At 42.8% G+C, this 22,301-nt stretch carries 19 protein-coding genes; 2 read left to right on the forward strand and 17 right to left on the reverse strand.

The window, feature by feature from the left end; all coding sequences use genetic code 11:
* Positions 1 to 528 carry a YqeG family HAD IIIA-type phosphatase gene (locus E5S68_RS05860; protein WP_049514161.1) on the reverse strand — a complete coding sequence of 176 codons (528 nt, stop codon included), beginning with the start codon at positions 526 to 528 and terminating at the stop codon, positions 1 to 3.
* A gap of 182 nt (positions 529 to 710) precedes the next feature.
* Between E5S68_RS05860 and E5S68_RS05865 the strand changes: the two genes are divergently transcribed.
* Positions 711 to 1,331 carry a TVP38/TMEM64 family protein gene (locus tag E5S68_RS05865; RefSeq protein WP_135782729.1) on the forward strand — a complete coding sequence of 207 codons (621 nt, stop codon included), beginning with the start codon at positions 711 to 713 and terminating at the stop codon, positions 1,329 to 1,331.
* Between the two features lie 32 nt (positions 1,332 to 1,363).
* On the opposite strand, the gene E5S68_RS05870 is transcribed toward E5S68_RS05865, so the two are convergent.
* The 15 genes from E5S68_RS05870 to E5S68_RS05940 all read right to left on the reverse strand — a co-directional run bounded on the left by E5S68_RS05870 (position 1,364) and on the right by E5S68_RS05940 (position 20,165).
* A complete protein-coding gene (locus tag E5S68_RS05870) occupies positions 1,364 to 2,275 on the reverse strand; it encodes a DMT family transporter (protein ID WP_135782730.1) in 912 nt (303 codons plus the stop codon).
* Positions 2,276 to 2,399: 124 nt separating this feature from the next.
* Positions 2,400 to 6,098, reverse strand: a complete 3,699-nt coding sequence (locus tag E5S68_RS05875; RefSeq protein ID WP_135782731.1) for a pullulanase — start codon at positions 6,096 to 6,098, stop codon at positions 2,400 to 2,402.
* 163 nt (positions 6,099 to 6,261) lie between these two features.
* On the reverse strand, positions 6,262 to 7,302 hold the full coding sequence (locus E5S68_RS05880) for a 2,3-butanediol dehydrogenase (RefSeq protein ID WP_135782732.1): 1,041 nt from the start codon (positions 7,300 to 7,302) through the stop codon (positions 6,262 to 6,264).
* A 108-nt stretch (positions 7,303 to 7,410) separates the two neighbouring features.
* Positions 7,411 to 7,791 carry a hypothetical protein gene (locus E5S68_RS05885; protein ID WP_135782733.1) on the reverse strand — a complete coding sequence of 127 codons (381 nt, stop codon included), beginning with the start codon at positions 7,789 to 7,791 and terminating at the stop codon, positions 7,411 to 7,413.
* Positions 7,788 to 8,429, reverse strand: coding sequence for a TetR/AcrR family transcriptional regulator (locus tag E5S68_RS05890; RefSeq protein WP_135782734.1), 642 nt, complete (start codon positions 8,427 to 8,429; stop codon positions 7,788 to 7,790). Before E5S68_RS05890 ends, E5S68_RS05885 begins: the two co-directional genes overlap by 4 nt.
* A gap of 602 nt (positions 8,430 to 9,031) precedes the next feature.
* Positions 9,032 to 10,477 carry an Asp-tRNA(Asn)/Glu-tRNA(Gln) amidotransferase subunit GatB gene (gatB, locus tag E5S68_RS05895; RefSeq protein WP_135782735.1) on the reverse strand — a complete coding sequence of 482 codons (1,446 nt, stop codon included), beginning with the start codon at positions 10,475 to 10,477 and terminating at the stop codon, positions 9,032 to 9,034.
* Positions 10,477 to 11,943, reverse strand: a complete 1,467-nt coding sequence (gatA, locus tag E5S68_RS05900) for an Asp-tRNA(Asn)/Glu-tRNA(Gln) amidotransferase subunit GatA (RefSeq protein WP_135782736.1) — start codon at positions 11,941 to 11,943, stop codon at positions 10,477 to 10,479. The genes gatB and gatA overlap by 1 nt, the downstream gene beginning before the upstream one ends.
* Positions 11,943 to 12,245, reverse strand: a complete 303-nt coding sequence (gatC, locus tag E5S68_RS05905) for an Asp-tRNA(Asn)/Glu-tRNA(Gln) amidotransferase subunit GatC (protein WP_002884769.1) — start codon at positions 12,243 to 12,245, stop codon at positions 11,943 to 11,945. The genes gatA and gatC overlap by 1 nt, the downstream gene beginning before the upstream one ends.
* Before the next feature lie 134 nt (positions 12,246 to 12,379).
* Positions 12,380 to 13,873, reverse strand: a complete 1,494-nt coding sequence (locus E5S68_RS05910; protein WP_135782737.1) for a glycosyltransferase — start codon at positions 13,871 to 13,873, stop codon at positions 12,380 to 12,382.
* Positions 13,870 to 15,153 (reverse strand): accessory Sec system glycosyltransferase GtfB, encoded by a 1,284-nt coding sequence (locus E5S68_RS05915; RefSeq protein ID WP_135782738.1) that lies wholly within the window; start codon positions 15,151 to 15,153, stop codon positions 13,870 to 13,872. Before E5S68_RS05915 ends, E5S68_RS05910 begins: the two co-directional genes overlap by 4 nt.
* 38 nt (positions 15,154 to 15,191) lie before the next feature.
* On the reverse strand, positions 15,192 to 16,073 hold the full coding sequence (locus E5S68_RS05920; RefSeq protein ID WP_135782739.1) for a glycosyltransferase family 2 protein: 882 nt from the start codon (positions 16,071 to 16,073) through the stop codon (positions 15,192 to 15,194).
* 3 nt (positions 16,074 to 16,076) lie between these two features.
* Complete coding sequence (locus E5S68_RS05925) at positions 16,077 to 17,285, reverse strand: glycosyltransferase (protein ID WP_135782740.1); 1,209 nt, start codon at positions 17,283 to 17,285, stop codon at positions 16,077 to 16,079.
* Positions 17,286 to 17,401: 116 nt separating this feature from the next.
* Complete coding sequence (locus tag E5S68_RS05930; protein WP_135782741.1) at positions 17,402 to 17,977, reverse strand: cysteine hydrolase family protein; 576 nt, start codon at positions 17,975 to 17,977, stop codon at positions 17,402 to 17,404.
* Complete coding sequence (gene codY / locus E5S68_RS05935) at positions 17,977 to 18,765, reverse strand: GTP-sensing pleiotropic transcriptional regulator CodY (protein ID WP_135782742.1); 789 nt, start codon at positions 18,763 to 18,765, stop codon at positions 17,977 to 17,979. Before codY ends, E5S68_RS05930 begins: the two co-directional genes overlap by 1 nt.
* Positions 18,766 to 18,950: 185 nt before the next feature.
* Positions 18,951 to 20,165 (reverse strand): pyridoxal phosphate-dependent aminotransferase, encoded by a 1,215-nt coding sequence (locus tag E5S68_RS05940; RefSeq protein ID WP_135782743.1) that lies wholly within the window; start codon positions 20,163 to 20,165, stop codon positions 18,951 to 18,953.
* Between the two features lie 223 nt (positions 20,166 to 20,388).
* On the opposite strand from E5S68_RS05940, the gene E5S68_RS05945 reads away from it, so the two are divergent.
* On the forward strand, positions 20,389 to 20,841 hold the full coding sequence (locus tag E5S68_RS05945) for a universal stress protein (protein ID WP_135782744.1): 453 nt from the start codon (positions 20,389 to 20,391) through the stop codon (positions 20,839 to 20,841).
* A 42-nt stretch (positions 20,842 to 20,883) separates the two neighbouring features.
* Here the strand turns inward: E5S68_RS05945 and E5S68_RS05950 are convergent, their stop codons facing one another.
* Entirely contained in the window at positions 20,884 to 22,296 is a 1,413-nt protein-coding gene (locus E5S68_RS05950; RefSeq protein WP_135782745.1) for a Cof-type HAD-IIB family hydrolase, read from the reverse strand.
* Positions 22,297 to 22,301 lie beyond the last annotated feature (5 nt).

The following is a 22,301-nucleotide window of genomic DNA, read 5'->3' on the forward strand; positions in this document are numbered from 1 at the left end:
TTAAATTCCTTTTTTATATACAATCGGACCATATTTTTCGGCCATTTGCTTCATGACACGGCGTTCACGCGCCCGGTTGATCTGGGTCTTGATGGAGTCATGCTCGACCAAAGGTTTAACCAAAATCGAACGAATGCCCGCCCGATGAGCTGCCCGAATGTCGGTCATCAATTGATCCCCTACCATGACCACTTCATTTTTTTCATAGTGGAAACGTTTGAGAGCCCGATCAATCCCAAAGGTAAAGGGCTTGAGTGACCAAGCTTCAAAGTCAATATCAAATTTCTCAACCGCACGTTTGACCCGTTTAGGACTATTATTGGACACCACGATGACCCGAATCCCGCCATCACGAAGGTCATGCAACCACTGGCGCATCTCTGGGGTGCCGTCCGGATTATTCCAAGCAATCAAGGTATTATCCAAATCCACGAGAACGGCCTTGATGCCCTGTTTTTTCAAGTCTGCAACGGTGAGATCATAGGCTGCTTCCACCGCAAAATCTGGTTTGTAATTTTCGATTGACACGTTCTTCTCCATTTTTTATATTCTCTTCATTGTAGCATAAATGGACGTATTTTGCACTTGCTTCGTTGTCTCCCCTTTGTAAGAGGCCCCAATCTATCTCTTTGATATTCCCTAAAATAGACAAAATCGTTACAAAGTTCAAAAAACGTGGTATAGTAGAAGAAAAACTACACGGAAGAGTTATGATAGCAAAAGAAAAAAAATTGAAGGAGGTCTCACCTCTCCTCCAAAAAATCATCAATTGGTCCTCCATCATTGGAGCCCTCGCAACCCTTGCTTTCTGTATCTGGGCCTACTTTGCTGGCATTCTTCAATCTAAGGAGACCTTGTCGGCTTTTATTCTCCAAGCAGGTATCTTTGGACCCCCTCTCTTTATCTTTCTTCAGATTCTCCAGACAGTGGTGCCTATTATCCCTGGTGCTCTGACATCTGTCGCTGGGGTCTTTATCTATGGCCACATCATTGGGACCATCTACAACTACATTGGAATTGTCATTGGCTGTGCCATTATCTTTCACCTGGCGAGAATGTATGGGCCTAAATTTGTCCAATCCATGGTCAGTAAAAAGACCTACGACAAGTATATCGGCTGGCTCAATGAAGGCAAGCGGTTCGATCGTTTCTTCATCTTCATGATGATCTGGCCCATCAGCCCTGCAGACTTCATCTGTATGCTAGCTGGTTTGACAAATATGACCTTCAAACGCTACATGACGATTATTATTTTGTGCAAGCCGATTACCTTGGTCATCTACACCTACGGTCTCACCTATATCATCGACTATTTCTGGCAAATGATGTAAAAAAGATGTTGGGCAACAGCCCAGCATCTTTTTTATAGAATTCCTTTTTCTTTTTGAATGATGAGGTCTTTCAGAGAAATCAGGAGAACTGCTAACAGAATCATCCCCATTCCAATAAAATCAATCGCATAGAACTGATCGTTCATAATCATATAGGCGAAAAATACAGCGGAAATAGGCTCAATAGAAGCTAATAAACTCCCTTTTACTGCCCCAACCATTGAGGTTCCTTTGAGAAAGACCGTATAAGCAAAAATAGTTCCTAATACGATCAAGCCAAAGAGGGCCAAAAGGTTATCCGAAGAATAATGTCCTTGAAAGGATACCAGGCCACTAAAAGGAACCATGAGAATCCCTGGCAAGAGCATGCCTACCCCAATGACCGGCATGCTTCCCCATTTTTTGATTAAGTTTAGGGGCAAGATAATATAGAGAGCATAGGCAAAGGCCGAAAACAAGCCCCAGCCTAGACCCTTGGGAGTAATAGCCAATTGATTCAACTGTCCATGGGTTGCAATCAGGAAAGTCCCCCCAATCGCTAATAGCATAGAAGCAATCTCTGAGACAGTTGGCCCAACGCGGTCCTTGATGCAGGTATAGGCTAAAACACCAACCGGGCATACATATTGAAGCACCGTTGCAGTTCCAGCATTAGTTTCTGCAATAGCAATTAGATACGTTAACTGAGTCAATAACAAGCCCAAAAAAGCAAAAAGAATCAAAGAGATATAAGAGCTTTTATCCTTCAAAAAGGCAAAAAACTTCTCTTTATTAGACAGATAAGCAAAGAGAATGAGGACGGCACCTGAAATCAGCAGGCGAATATTGGTCAAGATAAGGGCCGAAAAACCGTGTCCCATCAAATACTGCCCACTCACTCCAGAAAGCCCCCAGGCAATCCCAGCAATTACAGTCATCAAGGTTCCTTTGAGAGATGTAGACATATTGCCTCCTAAAACAAATTAATGCGGTACTCTGCTTCTTCTCTATTTTATCACAAAAACCAGCCCAAAAGGGCTGATTTTTGTTGGATTTAAAAAGTATTTTTAAGGTCCTATCTAGAAGAGCTTAGTCTTCTTCTCTCCCTTTCTTAGCCATTCCTAACCCGAGACCTCCTAAGAGAAGAAGTCCAGCCAGACTGGTGAGGTTGGAGCTCGCTTCTCCTGTTTCAGGAAGCAGGCGAGCTGGGCTTGCTTCTTCTCCTGTTTCAACTGAAACGAATTCATGATGAGGAGCCAAATCTTGAACCTCTGGCTCTTCGTTCTTTTGAGCCAGAAGTTGTGGCGTCGGTTTAGCAGTTTGCGAAGGAAGGACTTTCTCTGGAGATGGAAATACCGGCGTATGGTATTCAGAACGATCCGGAAGTGCTGGATTTTCAGCTTCTTCCTTAGCAGACAAACGCAAAACAGTTGCAGTCAAAGCATCCAGTCGAAGTCCTGTTTCTGTCCAAGAGATTCCTTTTGGATCAGTCAGATTGCTAATACCTGCTCGTTCCCCATCCACTAGAACATCCGCTTTTCTAAAGCGTTCTAGGTCAGTCCCTAGAGCAAAGTCACGGGCCTTGGTATCTGCATTGACCAATACCAAGTATACTTCCCCATTGCTTGCAGTGATTTGGTAGCCAATCACCTGATCCTCTTCTTCCACACCATTCTCACCTGGAATCGTCAAGAGCTTGACGCGACTCTTCACTTCATTCATATTATCCATCCGGAAGGCATCTGTCGACTTACGAAGGGCAATTAACCCTTTGGTGAAGGCCCGAGAGCGTGTATTCTCTGGATAGAGGTCTTCATTGGTTGCTTTTCCCCAATCAAAGTGGTTGATGGCATCACTTGAGTCATAGGAATCATGGATAAAGTAAGGGTAGTCAAATGGTTTTCCATTTTCATCGACCAACAAATGAGATTTGTTTGGAACCTTGTCATCGGAAACAGGCGTGCGGTAAGCTGGATCCTTGAACTGCTTGGTCCGACCATATTCTTGACCAGAATGAAGGAAAGGTGTTCCTTGAGCTGTCAAGACAAGCAGATTTCCGAGACGCAAGCGACGATGGATCTCTGCATTATTTGCTGGAATGCTTGGATCCTTCTTGATAGATTGAGCGATAATATCAAAGAGGGTCAAGTTATCATGGGCTGCAATGTATTGGATAACATCACCTGGACTATCTGCCTCAAAGTTGGTTGGTTGTGCGATGAGATTCTTAAAGATAGTCGCAATTTTCCGTTTTCCATTGGTGATAAAGGCAGGTTGTCCCTCATTTGGATAGCCAGATTTTAGATTGTTTCGAACATCATCCGAGAATACTGCAACGGTATCTGTTTTCTTCATCCAGGATTGGTCAGCTGGTTGTACTGGGCTGTTTTCATCACCTGCATAGGTCACCCAGCCTTCACCCAACATGATGAGATTTGGATTCAGAGCACGGGCTGCCTTGTAGGCTTCTTCGATAGAGGCCGCATCATGGTCTCCCATCATGTCAAATCGGAAACCATCCACCTTATATGTATCCACTAAATACTTGATCGAATCGACCAAGATCCGTTTGGACATGTAGTGGGTTGTTCCCAAGCGTCCACCACCAAAGCTTGTCCGAGGCGTACCGTCCGCATCCATGAAATGATAGTAATTCGGCTCGATATCCTCAAAGATGTCCACGTTAGCGGTGTGGTTATAGACAACGTCTAGTACCACTCCCATTCCACGTTTGTGGATTTCATTGACCAAATTCTTGAATTCTTCAATCCGTTTTTGAGGATTGCTTGGATCTGTTGAATACATCCCTGACAAGGCGAAGTAGTTCTGTGGATCATAGCCCCAGTTGTAGTTGCTATTGCTTGATGCATACTCTAACAAGCGCTCGCTATTTTTTAATTCATTGACATGGTAATAAGACAGAACTGGTAAGAGTTGAACGTGCGTTACACCAAGGTCTTTGAGGTAATCCAATTTTTCAACAAAGGAAGCAAAGGTCCCAAACTGGCTCTTAAGCTCTGACGCCAAAGCCGGATCAGAAGTGAAGTCGCGGACATGGGCTTCATAGATGATGGCATCTTCCCGTTTCTTGAAGTTTGGAATGGACGCATAGGTTAAGTCACTCGGACCTAATCTACTTGGATCTACAAAGGCTGCTTTAGCTACCTTATGGACATCATCTGTCTTGGCCAATTCACTGTTCCAAGCTGCCAGTGATTTGGCATAAGGATCAAGGACTGTGAAGGTTTTCCCTTGGCGTTCAATTTCATACTGGTAGAAATAGCCCGTATAATCTTGGATATCCAGTCCTGAATCAGCAGAAAGGGTCTGCTTCCAAGTACCTCTATCCCCTTTTTCTAGAGCCACACGACCAACTAGTTTTTCAGAATCATTCTTATCATAGACGACAACGGATACTTTATCCGCACTTGGTGACCAGAGGGTGAGATCCACTTTTTTCCCAGCTTCATGAAGATGAGCTCCGAGAGTTCCATCATAGCTATAAGCTTCATCCTTGAGGCGCCAGTTCATTTTAGTCGTAAAGCGATCATTGTCGTATTGAACCGTATAGGATTGATCAACCTGAGAGAAATCCCCCGTATAGGTTACTTTCTTCCCTGCTTCATCTAAAAGAAGGTCCGAGATGGTGACAGGATTTCCCTGAGCATCCGTGATCTTGGTCCGTTTGAGTAGCTCCTCTTTCTGTGCTCCTGCCAAGGTCGAAAAGCTGGCTTCAATCTTTTCCTTACCAACATGCTGAGCACCCGTCATACGGATATCGTTGACATAGTATGGGTTAGTATAAACGGTAGGATCATCGTCCCGTAGGAAAATCTGGCTATGGTTCTTCAAATCAGCAAATTTATAATCTTCTTGTCGAATTTTCACATCGTCTCCAGACTTGCTTTCGTCCAATAATAAGAAACCAAATTCTTTTGCAGCAGCCTTTAGGGGGATATCGATGTAACGACCATATTTCCCTGTCGCTGTAAAATCTGTCCCATCCGGCCAAGCAGCACTGCTCGGATTTTCTACATCTCCCCAATACCAGAGAGATTTTTTGTCATAGTTGCCATCTGTTCGATAGTAATTCACTCTAACAGTTCCCTCTGCTTGAGGCTGATAAGAATAGACTTTAAATTTTTCGTCCAACCAAGCTTCATTCATCTCTGGCGAGAGCAATTCAATGGACTTATCCCCTGTGATATTGTCTCCTTTAACATTGTTGATGAGGAAGCTAATCTTCTTAGCCTGCTCATTTTTGAGCTTGACATCTAGGTAATAGCCGTAGTCATCCGTCTTAGCGTCCTTAAAGGATTGAGCCCCTGTCGGCCAGTTTTCCGAAGGTTTTTCAACATCATCCCAGGTCCAAAGCCCCTGAGTTTCCTTGTTTTCTTCTGGTAGCTTTTTCACGTGAATCCGGATAGTCTGATCAGCAATCGGCTCTTCTGCCTTCTCAGCCTTAGGAGATACCACCTCTTCAGTGAGTACGCTTACATTTTCAGGCGCTGTGACACTTTCATCCGCCACTTTTGGGGTTTCACTTGTTTCAGTGGTCGCAGCTGGTTTCACATCAGATGAAGAAGTGCTTACTTCATTTGACGGGGCTGTCACCACTTCTGAGGCTTGTGCAGGGGGGGTGATCCCTTCATCCGCACTGACCGGACCAGCAAAGGCTGTTAATAGGGCTAAGCTCGTCGCAATCGCCACCGAACCAACGCCATTTTTCAACCGACCAATCGCATAGACCACTTGCTTATCGCCTGTAACAGAAGATTTCTGTTTCATATCTGTCTCCTTAAATTGTAATACTCAATTAGTATAGCATTTCCTTTGGATTTATGCAAGCGTTTTCGTAAAACATCATACCATTTTCTATATCTTTTTTAGGTCAGTTAGAATCATAAAAACCAGTCCAAACGGACTGGTCTTATTCTGTAAATATAGCAAATTATGGCTCAACTAAAATCTTGATTTGAGATTTATCTTGCGTCAATTCGATAAAGCCATCTTGAACAATATTTTCCAATTTGATTTTCTTGGTAACCAATTTTTCAGCAGAGAAGTAGCCTTGTTCCATCAATTCCAATACTTTAGGGAAGATGTGACGATAAGCGATAATCCCTTTGAGGGTTTTTTCTTGAATAGCGAATTCATTTGGATTGATGCTGGCTTCGCGTTCCCAAATGGAAACAACCATACATTCACCAGCCTTATGAACAGCTGCCAAAGCTTGTCCAAGAACAACAGGAACCCCTGTTACTTCATAAGACACATCGGCGCCACCACCTGTTAAACGATGGATCGCTTCAACGATTGATTCACCTTCTTCTGGACGAACCACAATGGCACCCAATTCTTCAGCCTTAGCTTGGCGTTCCGGAGACAATTCAACTGCATAAACTTTTGATGCGCCAGCCGCACGAAGGGCTTCCACGATCAAGAGTCCAATTGGTCCCAATCCAAAGACAACTGCAGTATCTCCTGCCTTAATAGCAGATTGACGCACCGCATAGACTGCAACAGCAGCAGGTTCTGTGAGAGCCGCTTGCTCATAGCTCAAGCTATCTGGAATCACGTGAACCAAATCCCCATCCAGTACACAGTATTTAGCAAATCCACCATCTGCTGCTAAACCAACAAAGTTCAAGTTTGGATCAAGGTTGTAGTTACCGATTAGGTTATGTTTTGCCAAAATTGGTTCAATCGTCACACGATCCCCAACTTTGACACGAGTCACATCACTTCCGACTTCCACAATTTCACCTGAGAATTCATGCCCTAGGGTTACTGGTGCCTTTTGACCAGAGTAAACATGCTCTTCAGTTGGAATAAAAATTGGCCCGTCTAAGTATTCATGCAAGTCTGTTCCACAGATTCCTGCAAATTTAACAGCAACCTTTACTTGATGCGGAAGGATATTTGGTACTTCTACTTCCTCGATGCGAACGTCCTTCTTGCCATGCCAGCGAGCAGCTTTCATTGTTTCCATATGATTCTCCTATTTTTCCATGAATTGCAATTCCCTTTCAGGAAACCCGACAAGTCTATTGTAAGCCTTTTCACAAACTTTGTCAAGAAGAAACAAACGGTTAATATCTTAATTATCAGTCCGAGATGACTCTAATTTCCAACCGACAATCCAGCCCAGAACAAGAAGATAATTTTCAAAAGCTCCAATAACATTTACTGGCAAATGATAGTGAAAATAATTGAAGAGATGATTGGTCCCAATCCCAAGCCCACCGATAATCAAGGCCAATAAAACCGTACGAAGATAAAACCAATCATATTTGAGATTTACAGCAATGAGGATCACAAGAACTGCCACATTCCAAATCCCAATCTCCCGCTGCCAACCGATAGAAACACCATATCCTGAATGACTTCCCATATAAGATGGAAAGAAGAGCTGAAAAATAATGGCTCCAGACATGGCTATGATAAGTAAAATAAATAAGAATCTTAACAACCGATTCATATTCTTCCCCCTTTAAGAAGAAACTTATTAATCTCTTGACACCTTTTTTCTGTTAAAACAGGAACACCGCTACTGTTTAAATAAAATGCAATATAGTCTAATTTTTGTGAGAATGATATCATTTCTTCACCTGATATAGTTGGATCAAGCCACACATCAATTAATAGAGATAGTGTTGTAGCTGTCTCTAAAGGATATTTACAAGAAAACTCGCCCTTCTCATTTCCTTGATGAATGATTATTCCTACATATTTGGAAAGAATATTTACCGTATTTTTTAAAGAAAACAACAAGCCGAACGGTATCTTTTGTGCCCAGTCAATGCCCGTAAGCTGTTTTATATTCTCATTGCCTATTAAATAATCAACTAATTGTAATAGGCGATCTGTTGATGAAACTCCTTCGTTCTTTGACAATTCTTCTAGAAAAGTTGATAGGGCAATTGTTTCTTTTTCCATTAAGAGTTGTAGAATCTCTTCCTTACTTTTGAAGTGATGGTAAACAGCCCCTTTTGACAATCCTGTCGCCTCTACTAAATCAGCCATCGTTGTTTCATTATAGCCTTTATTTGAAAACAAGGATAAAGCCACTTGTATAATTTGATCTTTACTTCTTTTTGATTTTATTTCTTGTTTCAAGCAACATACCTCCTTTTTTTAAAAAACAGACTATAGGTCTGTTTTTAATTTTATTATATTCAGAAGACTTTGTCAATTAAATTCCATTTTTCATTCCCTCTGAAAAAAGTAAAAACAGACACTAAAAGGTGCCTGTTAGAATGTAAATATATACTGAAACTTTCCGCCGCGAGAAAAGTTCCTGAAACATAATTGTTTCAGGCACTCGGAATTATTGAGAGTAAAACAGTTTGGGGAACTGTTTTAGCCTGAGCCCTGAAATTAAAGAGCGAAGGGGCTCAATACGAATTGAACACGGGGATCGTGTCAAAAAGAACAAAGTACATTAGTACTAAATCCAAGACACAGTAGCTGATTGAATTCTTCTCTCACCTTTTAGCTCGGAAGAATCCTAATCAGCCTTGTGGGGGCAGGACAACGAAGCAATACCATACAAAAGTGCTTCTGTCCTGCTCCCTATTTTGACTTTATCCGCAACGCTCTTTGTATCTTAATTAGTCATGGAACTTCTTCGAAGTTCGCTGACGTCCGTACTCACCTAAGGAAAGTTTCTATAATGTTTTTGTTCTGAATCTGACAGATATCTTCGGTGCCTGTTCCTTTTATTCACTATCCTTCAACTTCGCCAATTCTTGGGCAAGTAACTTGAGAGCTACTTGTGGGTTGGCTTGGCCTTTGGTTGCTTTCATGAGGAAGCCTGTGAAGGCCTTGTCCGCATTCCGTTTCCCTGACTTGAAGTCGGCTACGGCTGCTTCATTGTCTGCGAAGACTTGGTGGATGATTGGAATCAAGACTTCAGGGTCTGAAATCTGTACCAATCCGGCTTTTTCGACGTATTCACGCGCACCGCCACCGTTTTTCGCCAAATGAACGAAGACTTTCTTGGCAATCTTAGATGAGATGGTGCCATCTTCGATGATGGCAATCATTTCGACCAAGTTTTCTGGTGTCAATTGGATTTCTTCCAGCGTTTTACCTTCTGCATTCAAGAATTGTGCGACTTCCCCTTGCAGCCAGTTAGACACTTGCTTGGCATCTCCACCAAGGGCTACCGCTGCTTCAAAGAAGTCAGAAGTGACTTTCGTCGCTGTCAATTGGTTGGCATCATAGTCAGACAAGCCAAGCTCTGCCACGTAGCGAGCACGGCGATCTTTTGGAAACTCTGGCAACTCCGTACGCATTTCCTCGATCCACTCATCTGAGATTTCAAACAAGGGAAGGTCTGGTTCTGGGAAGTAACGGTAATCCGCTGCCCCTTCTTTGACACGCATAAGAATCGTGCTCTTGTTGGCCTCATCATAACGGCGTGTTTCTTGACGAATGACACCACCTGAACGCAAAATTTTTGCTTGACGCTCCACTTCGTATTCAAGACCTTTACGCACGTTTGAGAAAGAGTTCAAGTTCTTCAACTCCGTCTTGGTACCAAATTCCTCTTGACCGTATGGGCGAAGGGAAATGTTGGCATCAACCCGCATCGATCCTTCTTCCATCTTGACGTCAGAAATACCTGTGTACTGGATGACCTCTTTGAGAGCTGTCAAATAGGCATAGGCTTCTTCAGGAGAACGCATGTCTGCTTCTGATACGATTTCGATCAAGGGCACCCCTTGACGGTTGAGGTCTACATAAGAGAAGCCGTCTGTTCCATGCGTGTTCTTACCAGCATCTTCTTCCAAATGGGCCCGTTCAATACCGATTTTCTTGGTTGAGCCATCTTCCAATTGCACTTCAATCCAACCGTTGTAACCGATTGGCTCGTCAAATTGTGAAATTTGGTAGGCCTTTGGATTATCAGGATAGAAATAGTTCTTACGGTCAAAGTGCATGTGCTGGTGGATATCCATATTGAGCGCCAAAGCAGCCTTGATACCAGCATCTACAACACCCTTGTTCAAGACAGGAAGCACCCCTGGGAAAGACCAGTCAATCACATTGGTATTGGCATTTTGCTCGTTTCCAAAGTGAGCAGAGGTTGGTGAGAAAATTTTTGAGTTTGTATTCAATTCAACGTGGACTTCAAGTCCGATGACTGTTTCAAAGTTCATTAATTGTCACCTCCGAAAATAAGGGGTTGTTGCTTGTGGTAATCCGTCGTTGCTTCAAAGGCAGCTGCAGCTTGGTAGATGGTTTCTTCAGAATACTTGGGACCAATCAACTGCAAACCAACTGGAAGACCTTGCGCAAAACCTGCAGGAATCGAAATTCCTGGAAGACCTGCCAAGTTGACTGGAATGGTCAACAAGTCCGCCAAGTACATGGCAACCGGATCATGGTTGAGCGAATCCAAATCAAAGGCCACGCTTGGAGCTGTTGGACCAAGGATAAGGTCGTAATCCGCAAAGACTTTTTCGAAGTCTTGGATAATGAGGGTACGAACTTGACCAGCTTTCTTGTAGTAAGCATCGTAGTAACCAGATGACAAACTAAAGGTACCAAGCATGATCCGGCGTTTGACCTCATCACCAAAGCCTTGGCTACGAGTGTTCACATAGATGTCATCCAAGTTCTTGGCATCTTCCGCACGGAAACCATAGCGAATTCCGTCGAAACGTTGCAAGTTTGAAGAAGCTTCAGATGAAGCGATGATGTAGTATACGGCAACCCCGTATTTAGAGTGTGGAAGGCTAACTTCTTCGACAGTTGCTCCCAATTTTTCAAAGTGTTTGGCTGCATTGAGGATAGTTTCTTTGACTTCTGGGTCAATCCCTTCCCCAAGGTATTCCTTAGGAAGGGCAATCTTCATGCCTTTAATGTCTTGACCAATCTTAGAAGTAAAGTCTGCTACACGAACAGGTGCAGATGTTGAATCCTTGGCATCTTCACTGGCAATGACATTGAGCAAGAGGGCATTTTCCTTAACGGTTGGTGCAAACGGTCCAATTTGGTCAAGTGAGCTACCAAAGGCAATGAGACCGAAACGTGAAACTGTTCCATAAGTTGGTTTGAGACCAACAATCCCGTTAAAAGCAGCCGGTTGACGGATAGAACCACCTGTATCTGAACCAAGAGACAAACGGACTTGACCTGAAGCTACAGCAGCTGCTGAACCACTAGAAGATCCACCAGGCACCTTGCTGTGGTCCCATGCATTCTTGGTTGGTCCATAATATGAAGTTTCACCAGATCCACCCATGGCAAACTCGTCCATGTTGGTCTTCCCGATGACAATCATATCTTTGGCTTTGGCATTGGCAACCGCCGTTGCGTCAAAGATGGGCTCGTAGTTATAGAGCATTTTTGAAGCCGCAGTCGTCAAGATGCCATCTGTTGAGATATTGTCTTTGACCGCGAGTGGAATTCCTGATAGGAGGTTGTCTGCATCGATTCCTTTTTCATCAATGGCCTTGGCTTGTGCAAGGGCAGCTTCTTCAGCCACCGTTACAAAAGCATTAACCGCTTCTTCACGCGCCTTGATATCGTCAAGCGTCGCTTGGGTCAATTCCGTTGCTGAAATTTCCTTAGAGACAAGGAGAGCGTGTAACTCTTCAATGGTTTTATGGTTGAATGACATTAGGCATCTCCTCCATCTTCTAGGATAGCTGGTACCTTGATGTAGTAGTTATCTTTTTCAGGTACATTTTTAAACAAGCGGTCACGGTCCGTCCCTTTTTCAGCAACATCCGGACGCAATACGGTCTTACGATCCGCCATGGTTGTTGTTGGAGCCACACCGGTTGTGTCCACTTCTTCCAACAATTCCACCATGTCGACAATTTTAGACAAGGTTGTCGCAAACTCAGCTGTCTCTTCTGGAGAGAATTTCAATTTTGAAAGATTGGCAACGTGGGTTACCTCTTCTTGCGTAATTTTCATCTTGCTTCCTTTCCCATCTTGGAATTTATTCATTTCAATCTGTACTATTTTACCATAATTTACCCTATTTTGCTCGGTCGAGAAAAAAATCTGCAGGACTTTTTCGCCCTGCAGAAATCAGATTGCTTCACTGACTATGAATGGCTTGAAAGGTCTTCCCTCAGCCCATCGAGCACCTGACGCCAAGCTTGGACAACCCTTTCTCTCAAGTAGGTCCTAGCAATCTTGTAAGAAGTCTGGTGCATAGACTCCAGGTCATTTTCTAGGACCGAGACAAGCTTATCTGCCATGTCAGCAACCAAGTCTTCTTCATTTCTCTCCACACCATAAGGAACCAGGTAACCATTTTTTCCATCCTGAATGAAAGTTGGATTACCGTAGCGAGCATCAAAACCAACCAAGGCCAAACCCGAACCAACGGCTTCCATTAGGGTTAAACCAAAGGTTTCCCACTGGGAAGTCGTGACATAAACTTGAAACTGGGGATAGAGAGAATCTAAATCTGCATGCCCTCGAAGCAAGATATAATCATCCGCATAAAGATCTTGAATAAGCTGGCGCAAAGTAGGCTCCTCTCCTCCTTTACCAAAGATATGAAATTGCAAACCGGGCACCTTTTGATGGGCTAGAGCAACCGCTCGAATGGCTAAATCAATTCGTTTACGAGGATCCAGACGAGAGGCCGTCATCATGCTCAGAGGTTGGCGCGGGGACGATGGTTGCTGTAACTGATCCAAATGTCCAACAGGAAGTACATAAATAGGAAGTACATCTATACCTTGCTTTTTAAAAGTTTCTAATAAGACCTCTTTTTGAAGTTCTGTTGCTACTAGCAGGAAGTCAAAGCGTCGCATATATTTAAATACATAATAGTACTCATAGTTAAGAGAACCATTCAAAAATTCATGTTCCGAGTGAAAGACAAAGCCTAAACGAGCAGAAGTCTTTTGCTCAAGAATTGGACGGGTAAAGTCCATTAATGAAGCCCGATCAAGCAGGAGGATATCTTCTTTCCCTAGATTAAGTCGAGCAAGAAAACGTTCCAACACTTGGGTTTGGGTCAATAAGATTTCTGTCCCCAATTGGTAAAACCATTGTTCTCCCTGCTTGATTTCTTGAAAAGCTACTTTGCCATCTTGATGGTGATAGGTTCGCCGCACGATGGTCCCACCCACAAAGTACTCTGTAACCATTTTTTTGGCCCCATACCACTCCCGTTTTACAATGGACCCTCTCACTAGATAATCAACATAGCGGACACAGTCTCTATGATAAGGATCTAAAGTAAAGACCAGCGATTGGTTATTAGAAAACTGGTAATGTGCCTCCGTCTCCGTCTTTTTCACCAAGTCTAGTCGCGTTAACTGAAAGTCCATTTGTAGAGCCCCGACTGTGACAGAAGGAACATTGGTTGCTTGATCCGTAAAGCTGAGATAGGCATATAAGAGTTCTTCATCCTTGTGGCCAAGCGAAAGATAATAGGCTAACTTCTGAGGACTGGGCCAGGTCGTAAAGACAAATCGTGCTGGCTCCTGTAACTGACGAAGCATGATCGCCCGAGAAGCTTGAGCTACATCTACCCCATTTGGTTCATAGCCCACCAAAAGATTAAAGGTATAAATGGTCATGTAGCTACCTCCTCTCGACAATTAAAGAGTGTAAGCAAATCTTCTTTCCTAGCCAATTGTAAGACATCTCTTTGTTCCTCAATCCGACTAGTAAACTCTTCTGGTGATTGCAACACTTCTTTGATCTTTTCTAGTAATAATTCGCCGGAGGTCAGGACAGTTGGTAATTTTTGATATGCTCCCCAATGAACAGTGGTGTCTAATCCAAGGATTAACTGTCCATTTTCAATCGCCCTCATGGTGGCTGCTAAAACTTCCTTACCCTGGTTCAAATCCAGATATAGCGAGCAACTTACCAATAGCTCCTGGAAACGTTCCTCTGAACAATTCGGATGGAGATAGAGATTTGAAAAGGAGTTTAGGTTCGTTAATTTTGGTCCCATGTTGGTCAGGGCTGCAACATGAAAGTCCACTCCAGGAAGACTTTCTACCAAATAGGCCAAGCCTTCTACCTCTTCTGATGCTGTCATGATCAAAGCCTTAGCTTGAAAGGCCATTGTCTCGGGATCAACTAATCCAGCCACATAGTGAAGGTCCGTGTTTCGATCTTCAGGAGCATAGTAATTCAAGATGAGAATCTGCTTGACTTGTTTTTGAAGATCTTCTAAATTCTCTTGCTGAGGACTGCAAAAAATGAGGTCTTCCTTTCTAAGTTCTTGTAGAAGGGGAACTACCTTCGAATCCAAACAGATAAGGGGTTCCTGACCAGAAAGGACCTTATCTAATAGGGCTCGTCTCAATTCCTCCTCATTGGCATAAAGCTGATCTCGACCAGACTTTGTCTGATAGAGGAAATACCCCTTTTTGACAAAATGATGCAAGACCTCTTCCTGATTTCGATTGTAGTAAATTTCCAGGTAGGTTTGTCCATCTTCTTCCAACAGTCGTTGACGGCTTCTCCAACCATAACGATTGTAATCCTCAACGGTCAGAACAGTATCCCCCTCACCCAACCACTCCACACGCTCTACAGTTCGTGATTGGATATCTTTTCGTAAGATTATATTTCCACGTCGTTTCTGACCATCAAAAATATAGGTCGTAATCCCCATGGTCCACGGCTCCCAATAGGCAGGAACAGGTAGGTCATTGAAAAAGAGGGGCTTGCCCTCTCTAGAGCTGGGATCTGTATAGGTCAAGAGGGAAACCAAGCTAGCTTCTCCCAGACCCAAATCTGTTTCTAAATTGGTAAACAGAACCTGATAAGACTGACCCAAGATAGCCAGTAGCTTTCTGACTTTTTCCAACTCTCTACTATTTTCTGGTGCAATGACTAGCATAAGAATCCTTTCTAAAAAGAAGCCCACTAACTAAGAATTTAGGGCTCCAACAAACCTAAGTTCATACGGGCACGTTGATAGATTTCTGTTTCTTGTAGCTGGGCTTCTTCAAGCTTTTCAATCGCTCGTTTCAACCTCGTCTTGTAGATATAACGATGCCAAGTCAAATCATACCCCATCATTCCTAAAAGGGCCAGTTTTTCATTTTTAGCTTCCATCTCATCTGAGACACGCTTCTCAGTCCAGACCTGAGATAGGGTGTCCTCTCTGCCAACTCGATACCAGTAGATACACTTCTCTGTATGAATGACACGCTCAGCCTTCAGCAACAACTTATACATCAAGAAATTATCCTCTACATTTTTCCCAAGGGGAAAACGAAGGTCGTCAAAGAGAGAAAGCTTGTAGAGCTTCATCATGGCACAGGCCCAAGCCATGTCCTTGGTTTCCTGGACAGCGTCCTGGTCGATAATCTCCCGCCCCTCATACACCGCTTCTGAGTAGGTCTCTTCCGTCACTTTAATGAGGTACTTGCTTCTCGATTCATCATATAAATTGTAGTTCCCAATGGAGATATCGGCCTCATATTTTATTAATTGGTTATAGAGGGTTTCAATATAGTCTTCCGTTACCCAATCATCTGGGTCGATAAAGGTAATATAGTCCCCTGTTGCTAAATCAATCCCCGCATTTCTTGCAGCAGATAAGCCACCATTTTCTTGGCGGATGTAGCGAATACGAGTATCCTTCTTAAAAAACTCCTTACAGATAGCTTCTGATTGGTCAGGAGACCCATCATTGACCAAGATAATCTCCAAATGAGGATAGGTTTGGGTCACAACAGTCTCAAGACACTGGCTCAGATACTTTTCCACATTGTAAATGGGAATCACAATACTAATGACTTCTTTTTTTTCCATCTTCTATTTCTCAACTGTCTTTAGATATTGGCGGATAGCTTCAATCATCTGATCTACTTGCTGGTCTTCAAAAAGGTGATTTTGCCCAGTCTGATCATGATTGGTACTAACAAAGGAATAAATCGGCTTGCCCAACTGGTGGATTTTTTGAGTAATTTGGTCCACTTCTCCATATGGATTGATATCCAAATAAAAATCGATTTTTTCTAGGACCTTGCGGCTCGTCAAAGGATCAAAGGCGGGATAAAGGATTAAATTTGGATACCGTTCCAGCTGAATCAAGCCAAAACCAAAATGGGTGTGCGCCAATACATGAAAAGCTACATCTGGAAAGGCCTTCAATAGAAGCTCTACCTCATGTAAATCTGCTGAATGAGTATAAACAGCAGTATGATAGGGGAATTCCCCTACTAGATCTTCCAAGCGCTGCTGCATGAGTGGCTTTCTTAATAAGTTATCTTCCCAAGATAAAGCATAATAGAACCACCAAATCTCTCTGAAACGATTGAATCGTTTAGCTGTCCAAGGCTTATTATGAGATGTATAATGAATGACTGCTGGAAGGCCTTGAAACTCATCATACCAGGCTAAGTCCCCATACTGATGCTGATCCTTATCCGATCCCACTTGAAGGTTATAGGTTAAAGGCAGGCGAAGCCAAGCATCCTTGAAGTAGTGATTCAAAATTCCTTGATCTCCATAGACATGCTGGTGATGCTCCTTGGTCAAGTCAAAGAGAGCTTGAGTCGTCTGGTGATTACGCCACCAAGCCAAGTCCAATACGAGTAGTCCGGCATTGAAGCCCTCTCTTGTTGTCGGACGATCCTCTACCGCTCCTAACCCACAGCCATCTAAATCTACTTCAAATAAGTCTGATAGAGATTTCGTCACAATCATATCACAATCCAAATAGAGAACACGATCTTCTTCGACTAATTCTGGGATGCAATAACGGAAAAAGGTCGCATAATGAAGATGCGAGCTTGGAAGTGAGAACTGTTTGAAACTCTCCGCAGCAACCCGACAGTTCAAAATCTCTGAGTCAATGGTTGCCAAACGATGATTCATCAGTTGAAACCACTCTGTAGGGATATTCTCATTCAGTACATAGATTTTCAAGTGGTGATGATGGGCACAAAGTGATTTGATAGCAATTTCTAATTTTTCCATATAGGATAACTCTGCTACAAAGACAACTGCTTTTCTACTCATTCATTTCTCCTTCTTAAACACCCTTAAGAATATCATTTTTGGAGTTACAAAACAATGGCTAGCTCCTAAAAAATAGTATCAGATTCTTCATCTGATACTATCTTACAAAGCAATCGTTAGTCTTTGATTTTGTTTAGTTTCTCATCTACTAGTGTTGCACCTAAAACGTATTTAAAATGATTCAGAGCAAATTGATGATTCTCTACTGTTAGAGAGGCTACAGCAGACTCCACTACTTGAATCTGATAGCCCAGATTATAGGCATCAATAGCTGTATGGAGAACACAGATATCCGTCAAAACCCCTGTCAAAATGACAGTATCCACTCCCCGCTCTCGTAAGCGGATGTCCAAATCAGTCCCTGAAAAGGCAGAATAATGACGTTTGTCCATCCAAAAGACACGAGCATCTGACTGATAATCCTTGAAAAAATTAGCCAAAGGCCCATAAAGATGACGACCAGTAGTCCCCATAATATTGTGAGGGGGAAATAGTTTACTTTCCGGATGAAAAGTATCGTCCAAATCGTGGCCATCAATAGCAAAGAAGACATAAGCTCCCTGCTTAAAAGCTTCCTCTGTCACTTGAGCAATAGTTTCTGAAATAGCCTGGGCAGGCGCTCCTGCGGTCAGTTTTCCATCATCTGCGACAAAATCAACTGTGTAATCAATTGAAATCAATGCTTTGTTCATTAGTAGTCTCTTTTCTTAATTTCCTCAAAGATATCTGGAATCAACACCTTGAGATAAGTTCCCTTCATCCCAAGCGAACGACTTTCAATAATTCCTGCTGACTCCAACTTCCGAAGTGCATTGACAATCACTGAGCGAGTAATGCCAATCCGATCCGCAATAATAGACGCTGTCAACTGCCCTTCATTACCCTTCAATTCACTAAGGATAGCGGAAACTGCCCGCAATTCCGAATAGGATAAGGTATTGACAGCCATGTTGACTGCAGTCCGGCGGCGAATGTTTTTCTCATCTTCCTCTCGTTGGAAGTTCAACATTTGAATCCCAACTACGGTACTAGCGATCTCAACCAAAATCAAATCATCATCCGCAAATTCTTTGTCATTGCGCCAGATAATCAAGGAACCCAAACGAATCCCAGATACATGAATGGGAGCAATCGTTGTCAGACCATCAGGAAAATCAGACTTAGTTTCCACTGGGAAAATGCTCAAATCATGGTCAACATCTAAGTTGGCCTCTGTATCATAGACCAAACTAGCTGCCTTAGCATAATCTTCTGGCAATTTTTTATTGTCAAAAAAAGCCTCAACCCGGTCATTATTCGTCTTGTAACGCATGAAATAACCTAGAAGAGTTCCCTTGCTATTAATAATACAAGCGTTACAATGAATGATATCAGCCAGTTGACGGGCAATTGCATTATAAGGCATTTCATCTTGCAACTGTTCTTCTGAGCGTTTCAAGATAGATGTAATTTTTCTTGTTTTTTCTAATAATTTAGCCATAATAAACCTCGCATATAGTCAGCTAAAGTATATCATATAAGTGAGGGAATTTCAATCGAATTATCTGAAAATTATTTATTTTTTCTACAATTCTATTCAATTCAGAAAAATTAGCCTTACGTAACAAAATATTCGTTGGATTCATTCAAAAAAAGAAACCGCCTTTTTAGCGATTTCTCCATTGTTTATCGTTTGTATTGCTTTAAGAAACGGGTCATCTTCTCTTGAATTTGAGCCAATTCTTCCACTCGTGGAAGGTAGACAATCCGGAAATGATCCGGCTCTTTCCAGTTGAAACCACGTCCATGAACCAAGAGAACCTTCTCTTGTTTCAAGAATTCCAAGACAAACTGCTCATCATCATCCACCCGGTACATTTCTCGATCAATCTTAGGAAAGATATAGAGACCAGCTTTTGGTTTGACAGCTGAGAGACCGGGAATATCATTGATGGCCTTGTAAATAAAGTTCCGTTGTTCGTAGATTCGCCCCCCTGGAAGCAAGAGTTCGTCCACTGACTGGTAGCCTCCCAAAGAAGTCTGTACCACTTGTTGAGCCAACACATTTGAACACAAGCGCATATTCGAGAGCATGTTCAAACCTTCAATATAGCCCTTCACGTGGTGTTTCGGTCCAGATAAGACCATCCAGCCTACACGGAATCCCGCGATGCGGTGTGATTTGGACAAACCGTTCATGCTGACACAGAACAAATCTGGCGCAAGACTGGCAATGGCTGTATGTTTATCTCCATCCATAACCAATCGATCATAGATCTCATCCGCAAAAATAATCAAATCGTTTTGGCGGGCAATCTCGACAATTTCCAACAATACCTCATCTGGATAAAGAGCGCCCGTCGGGTTGTTAGGGTTGATCACGACGATAGCCTTGGTGTTTGAGGTAATCTTAGACTTGATGTCCTCAATATCAGGGTACCACTCAGCCTCTTCATCACAGACATAGTGCACCGCGTTTCCACCTGCTAGGCTGACTGCTGCTGTCCAGAGAGGATAGTCTGGCATTGGCACAAGTACTTCATCGCCATTATCCAGCAAGCCTTGCATAGACATCACGATCAACTCACTAACACCATTTCCGATATAGATATCATCAATCTCTACATTCGGAATCTTTTTCAACTGGCTATACTGCATAATGGCCTTACGGGCAGAAAAAATCCCTTTTGAATCTGAATACCCTTCACTATCCCGAGCGTTCATAATCAAATCATGAATGACTTCGTCGGGAGCCGTGAAACCAAATTCAGCCGGATTTCCTGTATTTAAGCGAAGGATTTTCTCCCCGTTTGCCCGCATCCGCATGGCTTCTTCCAAAACTGGTCCCCGAATATCATAAGCGACATGTTCCAGTTTGATGGACTTATTGTATTCTTTCATGATTTTTTCCTCACTTTATCAAACTGCTACCATTATACCACTAGTTATTCCCGAGTACAACTGAGCAGGTTACCTCATTTTGTATACCTTCTCCCAAACTATTAGAAAATTCCATTTGACCTTTACAATCTATGTTAAAAGGGTTAAAATATAATTATAGGTAACATAAATGGTGTTATTCCATTTCATTTTCACTTTTTCAAGCATTAAAGGAGGTCGGATTATGTCTAAAAAATACGAAAACATTATGGTTGCAGTTGATGGATCTCATGAAGCAGAACTCGCTTTCGAAAAAGGGGTCAACGTTGCTTTGCGCAATGGTTCAAAACTAACACTAGCACATGTCGTTGATACACGTGCCTTGCAAAGTGTTTCTACTTTTGATGCTGAAGTTTATGAGGGCTTCCAAACAGAAGCAAATGAACTCCTGGAAGACTATATTAAACGCGCAAAAGATGCTGGTCTCCACAATGTTGCTACTGTCATTGAAATGGGAAATCCAAAAGTGCTCTTAGCTCACGATATCCCTGAACAAGAAGGAGTTGATCTCATCATGGTAGGTGCAACTGGCCTTAACGCCTTCGAACGTTTACTAGTTGGGTCTTCTTCTGAGTATATCCTTCGCCATGCCAAAGTCGATTTATTGGTTGTTCGTGACAAAGATAAAACCTTCTAGTCATGGATTAATCTAACAAAAAGGTGTGAAAGTCCTTCACTTTCACACCTTTTTATTGTTCTCTCTATCCGTTTGGTTTTCTAGATGATGCTTTTGATAAGCCTTCATTTGCCGGTCCAGTTCTTTTTGTATAGCCGGTTCAGGAGCAAACTTTTCCTCCCAATCATCTGGTTTTAAAATTTTATGAGTCTCTGGATCAAAATGAGCTTTACCATCTGGGAAAATTTTACCCATATTTGCCCGATGCACAATTTCAAAGATCTGTTCAGGATCCACTCCCATCAATACAAAGCTCCCATAAGTCAAATAGAGAGTATCGATTAAGGCATCCACTTGACCTACCAGGGATTGTTCTGCAGGATGCTTCGTTCGAACTTTTTCTGCCGCTTGATCCAAGGCCTGGTGGAGACTAGCTATAGAGCGATCAAAACTCGCCTCGTCCTCACAGGCAGCACGAATAAACTCTACTAGCTCCTCTTGTTTAAACATAGTTCGATAAAGAGCCTCTTGGTTTTCCCAAGCTCTAGGCTCTTCCTGGGTTTGACCATCCATGAGCTGATGGAAAGTTTTCACACGATTAAAGTGGTCATCGCTACTCACAAATAGGGGCTGATCAGTTAGAATGCCAAAATGTTCCAACGCTTTTTGGATCCCGTCCTTGGTATTACTAGTCGTAGTATGTTGGGCCACTTCTTTAACCTTACTGGTTCCATTGCCCATCGCAATGGACAATCCAACACCGGAAAGCATTTCTAGATCATTATCCGAATCACCAAAGGCCATGACCTGATCCATTGAAAAGCCAAATTCTTCTCCAACCAAACGAATCCCTTCCAGTTTAGAATTGCCTGGATTGATAACATCTGCTGCATAGGGACTGGAGCGAGTGAATTTTAAATCAGGAAAGTCCTGTTCAACTTTCTGCGTATCCTTGGAACTTGCTAACAATAAAACTTGGTAAACAGGACCTTGAGCAATATGAAGCAATTGCTCCTGATCTTGCGGTACAACTCGACTGACAAACTTATTGAAGCCTTGGCTAACCGTTCGAGCTAGACCTTTGGGAACAAATTGGGCAGACCACTGTGAAACTGAACTCATTCCAAAGCTCATAATGCGCGAGCCCTCTATTCCGTCCTTAGTCCCTAGGGCAATTTCCATTCGATGTTTCTTGGCATATTGAATCAAGCGGTGAAGATTCTTCTTATCAATTGGAGAAGCCGACAAAACCTTGTCCTTGGTAAAAATGTACTGTCCATTATAGGTAACTGCAAAATCAAAGTCATAGCGCTCGATAAAAGGGCGGACAAAGAAAGGACCTCGGCCCGTTGCCAAGCCCACAAAGATTCCCTGCTCTTTTAACGTTTGAATGGCCTGTTCGGTAGACTTTAAGACCATCCGACTATCATTGACCAAGGTTCCGTCAATATCAAAAAAGACCGCTTTTATTTCCATGATGA

Origin of the sequence: Streptococcus rubneri (assembly GCF_004785935.1) — a bacterium.
Classification (GTDB): domain Bacteria; phylum Bacillota; class Bacilli; order Lactobacillales; family Streptococcaceae; genus Streptococcus; species Streptococcus rubneri.

Bases quoted from the DNA above. Each gene is read 5' to 3' on its own strand.
- E5S68_RS05930 (WP_135782741.1), bottom strand. From the start codon at position 17,977: ATGAACAAAGCATTGATTTCAATTGATTACACAGTTGATTTTGTCGCA.
- E5S68_RS05940 (WP_135782743.1), bottom strand. From the start codon at position 20,165: ATGAAAGAATACAATAAGTCCATCAAACTGGAACATGTCGCTTATGAT.
- E5S68_RS05875 (WP_135782731.1), bottom strand. From the start codon at position 6,098: ATGAAACAGAAATCTTCTGTTACAGGCGATAAGCAAGTGGTCTATGCG.
- E5S68_RS05910 (WP_135782737.1), bottom strand. From the start codon at position 13,873: ATGACCATTTATACCTTTAATCTTTTGGTGGGCTATGAACCAAATGGG.
- E5S68_RS05915 (WP_135782738.1), bottom strand. From the start codon at position 15,153: ATGCTAGTCATTGCACCAGAAAATAGTAGAGAGTTGGAAAAAGTCAGA.
- gatA (WP_135782736.1), bottom strand. From the start codon at position 11,943: ATGTCATTCAACCATAAAACCATTGAAGAGTTACACGCTCTCCTTGTC.
- E5S68_RS05950 (WP_135782745.1), bottom strand. From the start codon at position 22,296: ATGGAAATAAAAGCGGTCTTTTTTGATATTGACGGAACCTTGGTCAAT.
- E5S68_RS05870 (WP_135782730.1), bottom strand. From the start codon at position 2,275: ATGTCTACATCTCTCAAAGGAACCTTGATGACTGTAATTGCTGGGATT.
- E5S68_RS05925 (WP_135782740.1), bottom strand. From the start codon at position 17,285: ATGAGTAGAAAAGCAGTTGTCTTTGTAGCAGAGTTATCCTATATGGAA.
- codY (WP_135782742.1), bottom strand. From the start codon at position 18,765: ATGGCTAAATTATTAGAAAAAACAAGAAAAATTACATCTATCTTGAAA.
- E5S68_RS05885 (WP_135782733.1), bottom strand. From the start codon at position 7,791: ATGAATCGGTTGTTAAGATTCTTATTTATTTTACTTATCATAGCCATG.
- E5S68_RS05865 (WP_135782729.1), top strand. From the start codon at position 711: ATGATAGCAAAAGAAAAAAAATTGAAGGAGGTCTCACCTCTCCTCCAA.
- E5S68_RS05880 (WP_135782732.1), bottom strand. From the start codon at position 7,302: ATGGAAACAATGAAAGCTGCTCGCTGGCATGGCAAGAAGGACGTTCGC.
- gatB (WP_135782735.1), bottom strand. From the start codon at position 10,477: ATGAACTTTGAAACAGTCATCGGACTTGAAGTCCACGTTGAATTGAAT.
- E5S68_RS05920 (WP_135782739.1), bottom strand. From the start codon at position 16,073: ATGGAAAAAAAAGAAGTCATTAGTATTGTGATTCCCATTTACAATGTG.
- gatC (WP_002884769.1), bottom strand. From the start codon at position 12,245: ATGAAAATTACGCAAGAAGAGGTAACCCACGTTGCCAATCTTTCAAAA.
- E5S68_RS05945 (WP_135782744.1), top strand. From the start codon at position 20,389: ATGTCTAAAAAATACGAAAACATTATGGTTGCAGTTGATGGATCTCAT.